Source organism: Paraburkholderia sp. SARCC-3016 (assembly GCF_031119615.1).
Lineage (GTDB): Bacteria > Pseudomonadota > Gammaproteobacteria > Burkholderiales > Burkholderiaceae > Paraburkholderia.
This window is the reverse complement of the sequence record NZ_JAVHZD010000018.1, coordinates 100,863-115,862: the sequence shown is the minus strand read 5'-3', so window position 1 is coordinate 115,862 and position 15,000 is coordinate 100,863. Positions and strand designations below refer to the sequence as shown.

At 64.2% G+C, this 15,000-nt stretch carries 10 protein-coding genes; 5 read left to right on the top strand and 5 right to left on the bottom strand.

Translation table 11 applies throughout. The annotated features are described in order from the left end of the window. Positions 1 to 37: 37 nt before the first annotated feature. Positions 38 to 817, bottom strand: a complete 780-nt coding sequence (locus QYH69_RS19265; protein WP_308833409.1) for an amino acid ABC transporter substrate-binding protein — start codon at positions 815 to 817, stop codon at positions 38 to 40. A gap of 290 nt (positions 818 to 1,107) precedes the next feature. Here QYH69_RS19265 and QYH69_RS19260 point away from each other — a divergent pair, with 290 nt between their 5' ends. Then, positions 1,108 to 1,974 carry an alpha/beta hydrolase gene (locus tag QYH69_RS19260; RefSeq protein WP_308833408.1) on the top strand — a complete coding sequence of 289 codons (867 nt, stop codon included), beginning with the start codon at positions 1,108 to 1,110 and terminating at the stop codon, positions 1,972 to 1,974. Positions 1,975 to 2,066: 92 nt separating this feature from the next. On the opposite strand, the gene QYH69_RS19255 is transcribed toward QYH69_RS19260, so the two are convergent. The 3 genes from QYH69_RS19255 to QYH69_RS19245 all read right to left on the bottom strand — a co-directional run bounded on the left by QYH69_RS19255 (position 2,067) and on the right by QYH69_RS19245 (position 3,878). Beyond that, positions 2,067 to 2,387: a HigA family addiction module antitoxin gene (locus QYH69_RS19255; protein ID WP_308833407.1), complete on the bottom strand. Its 321-nt coding sequence runs from the start codon at positions 2,385 to 2,387 to the stop codon at positions 2,067 to 2,069. A 70-nt stretch (positions 2,388 to 2,457) separates the two neighbouring features. Next, on the bottom strand, positions 2,458 to 2,736 hold the full coding sequence (locus QYH69_RS19250) for a type II toxin-antitoxin system RelE/ParE family toxin (protein WP_308833406.1): 279 nt from the start codon (positions 2,734 to 2,736) through the stop codon (positions 2,458 to 2,460). A gap of 437 nt (positions 2,737 to 3,173) precedes the next feature. Continuing rightward, positions 3,174 to 3,878: a glutathione S-transferase N-terminal domain-containing protein gene (locus QYH69_RS19245; RefSeq protein ID WP_308833405.1), complete on the bottom strand. Its 705-nt coding sequence runs from the start codon at positions 3,876 to 3,878 to the stop codon at positions 3,174 to 3,176. A 324-nt stretch (positions 3,879 to 4,202) separates the two neighbouring features. Here QYH69_RS19245 and QYH69_RS19240 point away from each other — a divergent pair, with 324 nt between their 5' ends. The 4 genes from QYH69_RS19240 to QYH69_RS19225 are packed head-to-tail and all read left to right on the top strand — an operon-like array spanning position 4,203 to position 8,573. Beyond that, positions 4,203 to 6,578, top strand: coding sequence for a TonB-dependent receptor (locus tag QYH69_RS19240; protein ID WP_308833404.1), 2,376 nt, complete (start codon positions 4,203 to 4,205; stop codon positions 6,576 to 6,578). A 27-nt stretch (positions 6,579 to 6,605) separates the two neighbouring features. Further along, positions 6,606 to 7,313, top strand: coding sequence for a MotA/TolQ/ExbB proton channel family protein (locus QYH69_RS19235; RefSeq protein ID WP_308833403.1), 708 nt, complete (start codon positions 6,606 to 6,608; stop codon positions 7,311 to 7,313). Further along, complete coding sequence (locus QYH69_RS19230) at positions 7,310 to 7,711, top strand: biopolymer transporter ExbD (RefSeq protein ID WP_308833402.1); 402 nt, start codon at positions 7,310 to 7,312, stop codon at positions 7,709 to 7,711. Before QYH69_RS19235 ends, QYH69_RS19230 begins: the two co-directional genes overlap by 4 nt. Next, positions 7,701 to 8,573: a TonB family protein gene (locus tag QYH69_RS19225; RefSeq protein ID WP_308833401.1), complete on the top strand. Its 873-nt coding sequence runs from the start codon at positions 7,701 to 7,703 to the stop codon at positions 8,571 to 8,573. The genes QYH69_RS19230 and QYH69_RS19225 overlap by 11 nt, the downstream gene beginning before the upstream one ends. A 160-nt stretch (positions 8,574 to 8,733) precedes the next feature. Here QYH69_RS19225 and uvrA read toward each other — a convergent pair whose 3' ends face one another. Continuing rightward, positions 8,734 to 14,670 carry an excinuclease ABC subunit UvrA gene (gene uvrA / locus QYH69_RS19220; RefSeq protein ID WP_308833400.1) on the bottom strand — a complete coding sequence of 1,979 codons (5,937 nt, stop codon included), beginning with the start codon at positions 14,668 to 14,670 and terminating at the stop codon, positions 8,734 to 8,736. Positions 14,671 to 15,000: the final 330 nt, after the last annotated feature.

Sequence of the window (15,000 nt, the reverse complement as noted above, 5' to 3'; positions counted from 1 at the left end):
GCGGCGTGAAAGCGATCAGGCGTGTACGCAGTCGCGCTCATTGCGAGACGTCTTTGCCGAAGTACTTGTCGGAGATCTTCGCATATGTGCCGTCGGCCTTCATATCGCGCAGTGCCTTGTCGATGGCGGCTTTCAGTTCAGGATTGCCCTTGCGGATCAGCACGGCGGATTTGTCGCTTTGCTCGCCCGTGTCGATCGCGGCAATCTTCACCTTGGCGTCCGGCTTGTGCTTCTTGAAGTCGAGGAACGACAACGAATCGTTGACCGTTGCATCGACGCGGCCCGAGGTCAGCAGATCGATCGACTCGTTGAAACCCTGCACCGGCACGACCTCCGCGCCGTGCGCCGCCGCGAGTTTGCCGAAGTTGCTCGTGAGCGTATTGGCCGACTTCTTGCCCTTGAGGTCGTCGAACGATTTGATCGTCGTATTGTCCGAACGGACGATCAGCGCCGCGTGCGACACGATATACGGGTCAGAGAAGTCGTATTTGACCTTGCGCGCGTCGGTAATCGCGACTTCGTTGATCACCGCGTCGTAGCGGTTCACGTCGAGACCGGCAATCAGGCCGTCCCACTTTCCTTCGACGAACTCGGGCTTCACGCCCATGCGCTTCGCGATTTCGCGGCCGATCTCGACGTCGAAGCCCGTCAGTTGCCCGGACGTGTCATGAAACGAGAACGGCGCGTACGTGCCCTCGGTGCCGATCTTGAACACGCCGGCGGATTTGACCTGCGCGAGACCATCCGCCGCAAACGCGGCGGTTGCGGTCGCAACCTGCAGCAGGCCGATAACCAGAAGAGATCGAATCGACTTCATGAGTGAGCTCCGATAATTTGTTCTATCCGTCAAGGCGACGACCACAGCATCATGCATGCCGCAGAGTGCGCGGACTGTAGCAAACGACTTATATTTCAGCAACGCATTTCGCGCTTTAACTATATGCGGTGGCGGAATAAACTAGACTGAAACCGTGCATTTGGCAATGCGCACCTCCACGGGGCAAACCGCGTCGCGGGCCCTCGAAAACAAGCCCGGCGCAATGCCGCGATACGTAAGTCACGCTGCCGGGAACCCGAAAACCGCCGTCCGCCAAGGACTCCGACGCGATGCACAGCCCGCCGAACCCCGCTTCCACCGCCGCCGCGCGCGGCTACCCGTCAGAATCCGACAGCGCATTTGCAGTACTCGCCGCAAACGCCGGACGATCCGCGCTGACAATCGAGTACCGGTGGCTGAACGCGCATCTGCACGAAGCGCCGCTCGCTGTGTTTCTGCACGAAGGGCTCGGCTCGGTCTCGATGTGGAAGGACTGGCCGCAGTCGCTGTGCGATCGTCTCGGCATGCGCGGCCTGCTCTACTCGCGGCCCGGCTACGGGTGTTCGACGCCACGCCCGCACGGCACGACACTTCCGTTCAACTACCTGTCGACGCAAGCACACGACGTCTTGCCCGCGTTGCTCGACGCGCTGGATGTCGTTGCGCGCGAGCGCGAGCGGATGTGGATCATTGGCCACAGCGACGGCGCGTCGATTGCGCTGCTCTATGCGAGCGCATTTCCGGACGCGCTCGCGGGAGCGGTGACGATTGCACCGCATATTTTCGTCGAGGATGTGTCGGTCGCGGGCGTGGCGCAGACGACGATCGCCTACGAGCAAAAAGATCTGCGCGACAAGCTCGCCCGGTACCATGCCGACGTCGACTCGGCGTTTTACGGCTGGAGCGATATCTGGCTGAGCCCAACGTTCCGAACATGGAACATCGTTAGTCAGCTGCATGCGATTCAATGCCCGTTGCTCGCCGTGCAAGGCTGCGACGATCACTACGCCACGATGGCGCAAATCGACGGAATCGCCGATGAGGTACCGCATGCGCGGCTCGTCAAACTGAGCGACTGCGGGCATTCGCCCCATGTCGAGGCAACACAGGCGCTTGACGATGCGATTGCCACGTTCGTATCTGCAACGAAGCGCTGACGCGATTCTCATTGGTACCGGCTCAACAACAGCGCCACCCGGCAGGCATTCGCTACTGCGGTATCGCATGCGGCATGCGCATCGGCTGCACGTCACGCAGCGGCATCGACGGGCTCGGGCATCGGCGCCGGCTTGACCTTCTTCGGCGCATGCTTGCGCGCTTGCCATAGATCGTAGTCGGTCTGCAAAGCGAGCCACAAGTCGGCACGGCCGCCACGATCGACGCCGAGCCACGCTTCGATACGCAACGCCATCTCCGGCGTCACACTGGCGCGCTCGTGCAAGACGCGCGACAGCATCACGCGCGATACGCCCAGCTGGCTTGCAGCCTCCGTCACGCTCAACTGCAGCGCCGGCAACACATCTTCGCGCAGGATCGTGCCAGGGTGCGGAGGATTAAACATCTTAGCCATAGAAACCTCTTCAAAAAACCGATAAAACGCTCTTCCAGACAAAGCAACTAATAGCGGAAACACGTACACGTCAGTGATAATCCTCGTAGTTGACGAGTTCTGCGTGACCCTCTTCGAATTCGAACGTCAAACGCCAGTTACCGTTGACCTGAACCGACCAGCAGTCTTTCCGCTTACCCTGCAACGCATGCAAACCCCAGCCGGACTGATTCATGTCCGCCGGCAATTTCGCGTTGTTCAACACGCCCAGCTGACGGCTTAACTTTGCCGCATGCGACGCCTGAATGCCCTTTTCACATCCCGTCCGAAAAAAACGCTCGAGGCCTTTGTGCTTGAATGATTGGACCATCTTCGACTTCCGCGACCGCGCCTGCCTCACGGCGTTGTCACATCCCCGCACCGACATCACTATAGACTGTAAACCAACGATTTACAATCGTGCGGAGTAAGGCAGGTTCACTGCGTGCCGCTATACAACAAACGATGTCTCACCGCGACGCCTTTCAGTTGCGATTCGACAAGAAAAGCGGACAGGCAGTCACAGCGATCACGCGACAATTCCTAGATCGATATGGGTAACTAATTAACAGATTTAGACAGGCAGAAAAGCAGGCGACCGCCTGTGCAACTGCGGTCTATCATCTTCGATCTTCAGGATCCGCCGCAATATGCCGTTCGGCCAGTGTTTGGCGATATCGCTGGCTGTTCCGCTTCGATCCTGCGAAGGCACATGCAGGAGCAAGCGCATGACCGGGCGGCCACGCACTCGGGCGTCGAACCGGTGTTTCAAACCGGCTGCGGAATATTCAAACCGCGGGCAACGGCGGGACGCGCAACGAACGCATCGAGCGCACGCGTGACATGAGGGAAGTCCGTAATGCCGACCAGTTCGCCTGCTTCGTAGAAACCGGTCAGATTGCGCACCCATGGAAAAACGGCGATGTCGGCGATCGTCAACATGTCGCCCATGACCCACGCGCGGCCCGCGAGCCGATCGTTGAGCACGTCGAGCAGCCGCCTCGCTTCGGCGACATACCGGTCGCGCGGCCGCTTGTCCTCGTAGTCCTTACCGGCGAACTTATTGAAGAACCCGACTTGCCCGAACATCGGCCCAATGCCTCCCATCTGGAACATCAGCCACTGAATTGTTTCGTAGCGATCCGCGGGCTTTTGCGGCATCAACTGACCGCTCTTGTCCGCGAGATAGATGAGGATCGCGCCCGACTCGAACAACGCGAGCGGCTCGCCTTCCGGACCGTTCGGGTCAATGATGGCCGGAATCTTTGCATTCGGATTGACCGATCGAAACTCGGGAGACCTCTGGTCGCCGGTGTCGAAGCTCACGCGATGCGGCTCATACGGCAAGCCGGTCTCCTCGAGCATGATCGAGACCTTCACGCCATTTGGTGTCGGCAACGAATACAGCTGAATGCGGTCGGGATGCCGTGCAGGCCACCGGGTTGTAATCGGAAAAGCGGATAGATCGGCCATTGAGCGTCTCCTGTGCGGCGAGTGGGTCGCGATTTTGTTCAAGCGTTGCATGCGTCGCACTGCGCCGTCAACACACCCTCATGCACTCCCCTGCATCGCGCCTGTCTCGCGCGGCTTCCTATAAATATTTAATGCCGCCGTGAAATGTTATGTTATATCATTCGCACGCTGCGCTTCGATGAATGAGGCATGAGCCGGGTCACCGGCCACGATGGATGGCGCGCATCGACGGAGTCCGCCGCCTGAAGACCACAGGCTAAAGGGCCTGGCGCCCAGGGGCGGAGCCCTTAAAAAAAGATCAACAACTCAAACTACTTGTCCGGTATGAAATCTCGCACACACATTGCGCAGGCGGCCGTGCTGCTGTTTGCGGCGCTTGCAGGCAATCAGACATGGGCGGCCGACGCGGCCACGAACGGCGCTGCGCGCGCGGCCACCACCGTGAGCGGCTCGGTCGAAGACGCGAACGGCAAACCGATCGCCAACGCACAGGTGAGCTTGAAAACCTCGAGCGGCAGCGACGCCGCCCATGCCCATACCGATGCCAACGGCCATTTCGAGCTGAACGATGTAGCACCAGGCACATACGCCGTTGCCGTCACGGCGACGGGCTTCGAGGCGACGACGAAGCTCGCCGACACGACAGGCGGTACCGCCGCGCCGCTGGCACTCAAGCTGAAGAAGGACGACACGCTCGACATCAATGTCTACGCGAAGCGCCTCGACCAGGCACGCAATGGGCTCTTGCCCGAAACCGGCAGCAGCATTTACCGCATCACGAACGCCGATATTCAGGCGATGCCGCTCGGCGAAAACACGCCGCTAAACCAGGTGCTGCTGCAGGCACCCGGCGTCGCCAACGATTCGTTCGGCCAGGTGCACGTGCGCGGCGATCACGCCGACCTGCAATACCGGATCAACGGCATCCAGATTCCCGAGCCGATCAGCGGCTTCGGTCAATCGCTCGACACGCGCATCATCGATCAGGTCAATCTGCTGACCGGCGCGCTGCCTGCCCAATACGGCGACCGCACGGCCGGCATCGTCGACATCCATACGAAGAACGGCGACACCGGCGACGGCGGCTCGATCGATGTCTTCGGCGGCAGCCATCAGACGCTGCGCACGAGCGCCGACGTGTATGGCAGCAAGGGCGACTTCAGCTATTTCTTTACGGGCTCGCTCGGCGTGAACAACCTCGGCATCGAGGCGCCGACCGCGAGTCCGTCGCCGATTCACGACCACACCCGCCAGGGCGACGCGTTCGGCTACATGTCGTATCTGATCAATCCGTTGACGCGCGTCTCCGTGATGCTCGGTACCGCGGCCAATCAGTTCGAGATTCCGAACACGCCGGGGCTGCCCCAGATGTTCACGCTGGCCGGCACGCCGACCTTCAACTCGGCGAATCTGAACGAAACCCAGTCGGAATTGAACAATTACGCGGTCGTCGCGCTGCAAGGCACGAACGGCGGCGACTTCGACTATCAGGTCGCGCTGTCCACGCGCTATACGCGCACGCAGTTCAATCCCGATCCCGTTGGCGATCTGATTTTCAACGGCGTCGCGTCGAACGACTTCCACAACGACACCGCCAACACGCTGCAAGCCGACACGACATGGCGGCTCAATAGCACACACACGCTGCGCGGCGGCCTGCAGTTGCAGCAGGAACATGCGCAGTTCAGCGATACGGTGTCGGTGTTTCCGACCGACGCGGACGGCAATCAGGCATCGGACGTGCCGATCACGCTGCAGGATTCGAGCAGCAAAACCGGTTATCTGTATAGCGCGTATCTGCAGGACGAGTGGAAGATCACCCCGAAGCTGACCTTGAACTACGGCCTGCGCTACGACGGCATGAACGAGTTCGTCACCGCGCATCAGCTCAGCCCGCGCATCGGCGCCGTCTATCAGCTGACACCGGCGACGACACTGCACGCCGGTTACGCGCGCTACTTCACGCCGCCGTCGTTCGAACTGGTGTCGAGCGACACGATCGGCCGCTTCGCGGGCACCACCAACGCGCCCGAGGTCACGCAAAACGACCCCGTGCAGCCCGAGCGCGACGACTATTACGACATCGGCGTCACGCAGCGTCTGGGCTCTGACGTGACGGTCGGGCTCGATGCGTACTACAAGAAGGCGCACAACCTGCTCGACGAGGGGCAGTTCGGCACCGCGCTGATCTTCGCGCCGTTCAACTATCAGTATGGGCGCGTCTACGGCATCGAATTCACCGCGAACTACAAGCACGAGAACATTGCAGCTTACCTGAACGTCGCGTATAGCCGCGCACAAGGCAAGAACATCGACTCCGCGCAGTTCAACTTCGGCGCCGACGAACTCGCGTTCATCTCGAATCACTTCGTATTCCTCGATCACGATCAGCGCGTGACCGCGTCGTTCGGCGGCTCGTACACGTGGCACACGACCACGTTCACCGCGGACGGCACGGTCGGCAGCGGCCTGCGCTCGGGATTCGCGAATACCGACAAGCTGCCGCTCTATGCGCAGGTCAATCTCGGCGTGATCGAGCACATCAATGCGCCGCTGGTCGGCAAGGTCGACGTGCGCGGTTCGGTCGTGAACGCGTTCGGCCGCGTCTATGAGCTGCGCGACGGTTCCGGGATCGGCGTCGGCGCGCCGCAGTTCGGCCCGTATCGCGCGTTCTATGCGGGTATCACGAAGTATTTCTAATCGCGGCAGATTCTCGAGGAAGGTTCGATGCAAGACTGGACAGGTATCGTGGAAGCAGCGCGCGTCGCGGGTTGGATCATCTACCCGCTCACGCTGCTTGCGCTCGTCGCGCTTTTTATCATCCTCGACCGGCTGTATGTGTTCTGGCGATTCGCGCGCGTGCCCGATATCGCGTCGTACGGCGGCGATATCAGCGCGCTGATCGCCACGCTCGCGCCGCAACACGCGCTGCGCCGGCTGCTGACGCCGCTGGTCGGCGAGTTCACGAAGCCCGCCTGGTGGCTCGAGGAACGCGCGAGCGCGCTCGCGCTCGACGTGCAACGCGACATCTCGCGTGGTCTGTGGGTGCTCGAGACGATCGTCACGGCGGCGCCGCTCGTCGGCCTGCTGGGGACGATCGTCGGCATGATGCACGCATTCCGGCTGATCGGCGGCAACGAGCTCGTCAATCCGACCGGCGTGACCGGCGGCGTCGCGCAGGCGCTCGTTGCGACCGCGCTCGGGCTCGTCATCGCGCTCGTTGCGCTGTTCGCGTTCAACTACTTTTCGCGGCGCATCGACCGGCTCGTCGAGGAGCTCGAGACCTTCACGAGCGCGTGGCTCGCCGATATCAAGCTCGCGCGCGAGGAGGCTTCGTCTACGTCCGCTGCCGCGTCTGCCGCGTCCGCCTCCGCGATCTCGGGCGCCACGGCCGTCAGGATCGGCGCGTCCAGACCGATCGGCGCGAAGCCATGAGACTGCGGCGTTCACGAACCGCGAAGCGCGGGCGCATCGAGATCATTCCGATGATCGACGTGATGTTTTTTCTGCTCGCGACCTTCATGTTGACGTCGCTGTCGATGCAGCGACTCGACGCGATCCGCCTCACGCTGCCGCAAGGGCATGCCGAAGCGCTCGCGAGCGAACAGCCGCTGACGCTTGCGATTGCGCGCGATGGCCACATCGAGATCGACCGGCAACGTGTATCGCTCGATGACGTCGCGGCGACGATCCGGCGACTCGTCGGCCCGCGAGGCGACGTCGTGATCGCGGCGGACCAGGCGGCTGCAAACGGGATCGTCGTGCAGGCGATGCTGCGCGCGCGCGACGGCGGCGCTGAACATTTCCTCGTGGCTGTTCAGCGTGACCAGTAAGGTGGCGGCCGCGGGCGTAACCGATAAACGCGATCGCATGCACACGATGCTCGATGCGCGTGGGCCGCGTGCGCTCGTCTGCGTGCTCGCGGCCGTCTCGATCTGGATCGGGTTTTCCGCCGGGTTCGTGCGCGGGCTATGGAACGCCGACGACAAAGCGAATACAACGAAGCAGCCGGCCGTGCTCGATGTGCGGCTCGTGCGCTTGCCGCCCGATGAGCCGCATCGGACGTCACCGCAGTCGGGCGCCCGCGTGCCTGAAACGGCGGCACGCACAACGCCCGCACCGGCTACGCCGGCCGCCGCAGCAAAACCGGCGCGACCGATGCTTCACCGTATCGCGCCTGCGCCTGCCGCGCCATCGCGCAACGTGTCGCGCCCCGCCGCAGCGCCGGTCGCTACGCCGTCGCTCGTCGAAGGCAATGAGCGTGCGCAGCCTGTGGCGCCGCCGACGGCTACGGCTACCGCAAACCCTGCGCAGCCGGCCGCAGCGGCATCCGCATCGTCGAACACGCTGCAGCCGAATGGCCCGGCAAGGTCAGCCGCGACAGCTACGGCAACCTCATCGAGCGATCGGGCATCGACGAGCACGGGCAACGGTCCCGCACACGCGATTCTGCAACCGTTGCCATCCTTGCCCGACGATCTGCGCGAGGACGCGTTTCAAGCCGTCGCGACCGCGCGCTTTTCAGTTCATCGCGATGGCTCGGTCGACGTCGAACTGATCAAGCCGACGCACAATCCGCGGCTCAACCAGCTGCTGCTCGATGCCTTGAAGAAGTGGCGCTTCTTCCCCGCGATGAAAAACGGCGAGGCCGTCGAAAGCACGCAGGACATCCGCGTGCATTTCAACGTCGATTGAGATCAGGCGCGCCGAGTGAATATGACCACGCGCGCATCGGCATGCCATGCCATGCCGCGCCGCCAACCACGCGCCGCGGTGGATAGAAGCGCGATGGAAGCGGCGGCCGCAAATCGCTCACGGCACAGCACGGCAGTGTCACGCCTGCCTCGCGCCATCGTCACGCCGCCCCAACCTTCCCCGTTTCGACCGCATCCTGCAGCGCCGCGCTGCCGCGCGCGAGCACCGGCGCGAGCGCCTGCCCGGTATGGCTCGCGCGCACCTTGACGAGCCCTTCCGGATCGGTCGCCGCGACGATCGTCCCACCGCCGACGCCGCCTTCCGGACCGAGGTCGATGATCCAGTCCGCTTCGGCGATCACGTCGATATCGTGCTCGATCACGACGACGCTATGACCGCCGTCCGCGAGCCGGTGCAGCACGCGGATCAGCTTCGCGACGTCGGCCATATGCAGGCCGACCGTCGGTTCATCGAGCACATACAGCGTATGCGGCGCCTTCTGCCCGCGCCGCGTGACGTCGTCGCGCACCTTCGAGAGTTCGGTGACGAGCTTGATACGCTGCGCCTCGCCGCCCGATAGCGTCGGCGAAGGCTGGCCGAGCGTCAGATAGCCGAGCCCGACGTCCTTCATCAACTGCAGCGGATGCGCGATGTTCGACATCGATGCGAAGAATTCGACTGCTTCGTCGATCTCCATCGTCAGCACGTCGCCGATGTTCTTGCCGCGCCAGGTCACGGCCAGCGTCTCGGGATTGAAGCGCTGTCCATGGCAGACGTCGCACGGCACCTTGACGTCGGGCAGGAAGCTCATGCCGATCGTGCGCACGCCCTGCCCTTCGCAGGCCGGGCAACGCCCGTCGCCGGTATTGAACGAAAAGCGCGATGCGGCGTAGCCACGCGCGCGCGCCTCGAGCGTGTCGGCAAACAGACGCCGGATCGTGTCCCACACGCCGATATAGGTGGCCGGGCACGAACGCGGCGTTTTGCCGATCGGCGTCTGATCGACTTCGAGCACACGGTCGATCGCTTCCCAGCCGGTGATCGACTCGCAGCCCTGCCACGCGTGCGCGACGTTCAGCGCGGGACGCGGCGCGCTGCGCGCGAGCACGCTCGAGCGCCGCTTCGTCTGCGGCTCGTCGGCCTGCGCGGCCTTGCGCGCGCGCCGCGTCGCCGGCGACGACAGCACCGAGCGGCCGACCGCGTCGAGCAGATTCGTCATCAGCACGTCGCGCGCGAGCGTCGATTTGCCGGAGCCGCTCACGCCCGTTATCGCGACGAGGCGTCCGAGCGGAATGCCGACGGTCACGCCGCGCAGGTTGTGCAGCTTGCCGCCATGCACGGTCAGCCACTGCTCGGGCACGGCAGCGGTTGCCGCGCGCTTGCCCGATGCCGCAGCCGGCGCGACCACACGCCGCCGCGCCTGCAACGGATGCGGAATCGGCTGCGCAAGAAACCGGCCGGTCAGCGAATCGGACTGCGCCGACAGATCGCTCACGCCCCCTTGGGCCACCAGCGTACCGCCGCGCTTGCCCGCGCCCGGACCGATATCGATGATGTGATCGGCGCGCCGGATCGTATCTTCGTCGTGTTCGACGACGACGAGCGTATTGCCTTTGTCGCCGAGCTTGCGCAGCGCGTTTAGCAGGATCTGGTTGTCGCGCGGATGCAAGCCGATGGTCGGCTCGTCGAGCACGTAGCAGACCCCTTGCAGATTGCTGCCCAGTTGCGCCGCCAGACGAATGCGCTGTGCTTCGCCGCCCGACAGGCTCGGCGCCGCACGATCGAGGCTCAGATAGCCAAGCCCGACTTCCTCGAGAAATTGCAGCCGGCTCGCGATCTCGCTGACGACGTCGCGCGCGATCTCCGCCTCGCGGCCCTTGAGCCGCAGCCCGTCGATCCACCTGCGCGTATCCGACACGGTCCATTGCGCGACGTCGACGATCGGCTGCGTGTCGAACGTCACCGCGCGCGCGGTCGGGTTCAGCCGCGTGCCGTGGCAATCCGGGCACGGCTCGTCGCCGACGCCTTCGGGTTCCTGCTCATCGGACGGCAGCGTTTGCTCGCGGCCACGGTTGTCGTCGACCAGCACCGTGTCGTCGTACGCGGCGCGCTGCTCGCGCGTCAGTGCGAGTCCCGTGCCGACGCAGGTCGTGCACCAGCCATGCTTGCTGTTGTACGAAAACATGCGCGGGTCGAGTTCAGGGTAACTGGTGCCGCACACCGGACACGCGCGCCTCGTCGACAGCACCTTGACCTCGCCGATCTTCGCGGTGCCGCCATTACCGCCTTTGCCGCCCTCGCCCATCGCGCGCTGCAATCCGTCGAGCGGCGCAAGCAGATGCATCACGCCCTTGCCCGCTTCGAGCGTCTGTTCGAGCAGACGCCGCAGTTCCGCTTCGTGATCGGCCGATACGACGAGGTCGCCGACCGGCAGCTCGATCGTATGTTCGCGGAAGCGGTCGAGCTTCGGCCACGGGTCGACCGGCACGAACTCGCCGTCGACGCGCAGATGCGTGTTGCCGCGCGCCTTCGCCCATTTCGCGAGGTCCGTATAGACGCCCTTGCGGTTCACGACGAGCGGCGCCAGCATGCCGACGTGCTGTCCCTTGTGATCGCGCAGCAGCTGCGCGGCGATCGACTCGATGCTTTGCGACGTAACCGGCGTGCCGTCGTGAATGCAATGCTGCAAGCCGAGCTTCACATACAGCAGGCGCAGGAAGTGCCACACCTCCGACGTGGTCGCCACGGTACTCTTGCGGCCGCCGCGCGAGAGCCGTTGCTCGATCGCGACGGTCGGCGGAATGCCGTACACGGCATCGACTTCGGGACGTCCTGCCGGTTGCACGATCGAACGCGCATACGCGTTCAGCGATTCGAGATAACGGCGTTGACCTTCGTGGAAAAGGATGTCGAACGCGAGCGTCGATTTGCCGGAGCCCGACACGCCCGTGATCACGTTGAAGCGCCCGTGCGGAATATCGACGTCGAGCGCCTTCAGGTTGTGCTCGCGCGCGTTGACGATGCGCACGACGTCTTCGCCCTCGACCGCTCGCCGCGCGCGCGCCGCCGCCAGCGTCGCCTGCAGCGGCACGCCTTCGCTTGCCGCTTCGGCCGGCTCGATCGCACGGCCCATCGCCTCGTCGTATTGCACGAGCGCGGCGCCCGTATGCGAACCTGCGCATTGCTTGACGTCTTCCGGCGTGCCCGCACACAGCACGAGACCGCCGCCGTCGCCGCCTTCGGGGCCGAGATCGATCAGCCAGTCGGCCGCGCGGATCACATCGAGGTTGTGCTCGATCACGATCAGCGAATGGCCGCCCGCGAGCAGCCTGGCGAACGCGCGCATGAGCTTGGCGATGTCGTCGAAATGCAGGCCCGTGGTCGGTTCGTCGAACATGAAAAGGCGGCTCGCGCCCGCTTCCTTTTTGTTGCGGGCACCGGCCGCCTGTGCGGTTTCCGCGAGAAAGCCCGCGAGCTTCAGGCGCTGCGCTTCGCCGCCCGACAAGGTCGGCACCGGCTGACCGAGCTTCACGTATTCGAGACCGACGTCGACGATCGGCTGCAACACGCGCAGGACTTCGGCATCGCCGGCAAAGAACCCGACTGCTTCGTTGACCGTCAGTTCGAGCACGTCGGCCACGCTCAGCGCGCGTGCGCCGCGCTCGATCTTCACTTCGAGAATCTCGGGCCGGTAGCGCCGTCCGTCGCAGTCGGGGCAACGCAAGTAAACGTCGCTGAGGAACTGCATTTCGATATGTTCGAAACCCGAGCCGCCGCAAGTCGGGCATCGGCCGTCGCCCGAGTTGAAGCTGAACACGCCCGCGCCATAGCCGCGCTGCGCCGCGAGCGGCGCCTTCGCGAACAGCTTGCGGATCTCGTCGAACGCGCCGACGTAGCTGGCCGGATTCGAACGCGTGGTCTTGCCGATCGGCGACTGGTCGACGAATACCGCGTCGCCGATACTTTCCGCGCCCGACAACGAACGATGCGCGCCCGGCGTTTCGGTCGCCTTGCCGAGATGGCGCGCCAGCGCCGGATACAGCACGTCCTGCACGAGCGTCGACTTGCCGGAGCCGGAGACACCCGTCACGCAGACGAGCCGCTGCAGCGGTATTTCCACATCGACGTCGCGCAAGTTGTGTTCGCGCGCGCCTTCGAGCACGATGCGCGGCGTGCCCGCATCGACGGGCCGGCGCGACCAGTGCGCCGCATCGGCGACGTGCTTGCGGCCGCCGAGATACTCGCCGGTCAGCGTGCCGGCCGAGCGGATGGCCTGCGGCGCACCGTCGAAAATAATCGAGCCGCCGCGCTCGCCGGGCCCCGGGCCCATGTCGATCAGGCGGTCCGCCGCGAGCATCACCGACGGATCATGCTCGACGACGACGAGCGTATTGCCCGCGTCGCGCAAACGCTGCATCGCTTCGACGATGCGATTGAGGTCGCGCGGATGCAGGCCGATGCTCGGCTCGTCGAGCACGAACAAGGTTTTCGTAAGCGACGTGCCGAGCGCCGTGGTCAGGTTGATGCGCTGCACTTCGCCGCCCGACAGCGTGCGGCTTTGCCGGTCGAGCGTCAGATAGCCGAGGCCGACGTCGCACAGATACTTGAGGCGCGTACGCACTTCGGCCAGCAGCAGCTTCAGGGCGTCGTCGAGCAATGCGCTCGGCAAGGTGATTTCGTCGAAGAAACGGCGGATGCGTTCGATCGGCAGCAGCATCAGGTCGTGCACCGTAAGACCTGGCAGCGCCTCGAGCTGCGCGCGCGTCCAGTCGGCGCCGCGCGGCATGAAGCGCCGCGCCGGGTCGAGCACGGCGTCTGCGTTCGGCTTCGTGCCGAGGCGCCACAACAGCGATTCGAGTTTCAGACGCGCGCCGCCGCAGGTCTCGCACGGCGTGTAGCTGCGGTATTTCGACAGCAGCACGCGAATGTGCATCTTGTACGCCTTCGATTCGAGGTACCCGAAAAAGCGTTTGACGCCGTACCACTGGCGCTGCCACTCGCCGTCCCAGTCCGGCGAGCCGTTGATGACCCAGTCGCGCTCGGCATCGGTCAGTTCGGACCAGCGCGTGTCGCGGCGGATATTCGCCTTCGCCGCGTAGCGCATCAGATCGTCCTGGCACTCTTTCCATGCCGGTGTCTGCATCGGCTTGATCGCACCGCCGCGCAGCGTTTTGCGTTCGTCGGGAATCACGAGGCCGAGATCGACGCCGATGACACGGCCAAAGCCGCGGCAGGTATCGCACGCGCCGTACGCGGAGTTGAACGAGAACAGCGCCGGCTGCGGGTCGGCGTAGCGCAGATCGCTATCGGGGTTGTGCAGGCCCGTGGAGAAGCGCCAGATTTGCGGCGCCGGTGCAGCGGCCGCATCGTCGTGCGCCTCCTTCGCTTCATTCAGCACATAGACATTGACGCGCCCGCCGCCGCGTTTGAGCGACGCTTCGACTGACTCGACGACGCGCGCCCTGTCAACCTGATGCAGGCGAAAGCGGTCCGCGACGACGTCGAGCACCTTGCGCGGCCCGGTCGGCGACTCGACCTCGCGCTGCGCCTGCACGCGCGTGTAGCCGCTCGCGGACAGCCACTGCTCGACTTCCGACTCGCTCGCGCTTTCCGGCAGTTCGACCGGGAACGTGACGACGACGCGCGGATCGTCGCCTGCGGTGCGCGCGGCGAGGTCCGCGTAGATCGTCTCCGGCGTGTCGTGCCGCACCTGCTGCGCCGTCTTGCGGTCGAACAGCTCGGCCGCGCGCGCGTACAGCAGCTTCAGGTGATCGTTCAGCTCGGTCATCGTGCCGACCGTCGAACGCGAACTGCGCACGGGATTGGTCTGATCGATCGCGATGGCCGGCGGCACGCCGTCGACGCGGTCGACCTGCGGCCGGTCCATACGGTCCAGAAACTGGCGTGCATAGGCGCTGAAAGTTTCGACGTAGCGGCGCTGGCCTTCCGCGTACAGCGTGTCGAAGACGAGGCTCGACTTGCCCGACCCGGACGGGCCGGTCACCACGGTCATTTCGCCGGTGCGCAGGTCGAGGTCGACGTTTTTGAGGTTGTGCTGGCGGGCTCCGCGGATGCGGATCGTTCCATGAGAGGCCAATTTGCTGTCCGTGAATAGAAGTTCGCGAGTCAGCGTATTGTATATATATACAGTCTTTTGTGTTCGCGGCCCGGAACCGATGCATTAAAAAGCGGACGATGCCGCACGCGCGGCCAAAGAAAAAACCCGGCGGCAGGCCGGGTTCTGAAGGTCGCTGCCGGCCCGTTGCAAGCCGGATAGCAGCCGGTACCGCCGCCATCTTTACCTTTCGGCAGTCGACCGAGAGTCGACGATGGTCTTCGTTCACCACCCCCCGGTAGTTCACGAAAGCGGTCGCCAAGGGCGGGCATCGCGCCCGCGTCTTGCGCGGCGCGTATCAATGTAGAAGCG

What these genes read in the sequence shown, in the direction of transcription:
- QYH69_RS19255 (WP_308833407.1), bottom strand. Translation starts at nt 2,387, where the DNA reads ATGGCTAAGATGTTTAATCCTCCGCACCCTGGCACGATCCTGCGCGAA.
- QYH69_RS19260 (WP_308833408.1), top strand. Translation starts at nt 1,108, where the DNA reads ATGCACAGCCCGCCGAACCCCGCTTCCACCGCCGCCGCGCGCGGCTAC.
- QYH69_RS19230 (WP_308833402.1), top strand. Translation starts at nt 7,310, where the DNA reads ATGAGACTGCGGCGTTCACGAACCGCGAAGCGCGGGCGCATCGAGATC.
- QYH69_RS19240 (WP_308833404.1), top strand. Translation starts at nt 4,203, where the DNA reads ATGAAATCTCGCACACACATTGCGCAGGCGGCCGTGCTGCTGTTTGCG.
- QYH69_RS19235 (WP_308833403.1), top strand. Translation starts at nt 6,606, where the DNA reads ATGCAAGACTGGACAGGTATCGTGGAAGCAGCGCGCGTCGCGGGTTGG.
- QYH69_RS19265 (WP_308833409.1), bottom strand. Translation starts at nt 817, where the DNA reads ATGAAGTCGATTCGATCTCTTCTGGTTATCGGCCTGCTGCAGGTTGCG.
- QYH69_RS19245 (WP_308833405.1), bottom strand. Translation starts at nt 3,878, where the DNA reads ATGGCCGATCTATCCGCTTTTCCGATTACAACCCGGTGGCCTGCACGG.
- QYH69_RS19250 (WP_308833406.1), bottom strand. Translation starts at nt 2,736, where the DNA reads ATGGTCCAATCATTCAAGCACAAAGGCCTCGAGCGTTTTTTTCGGACG.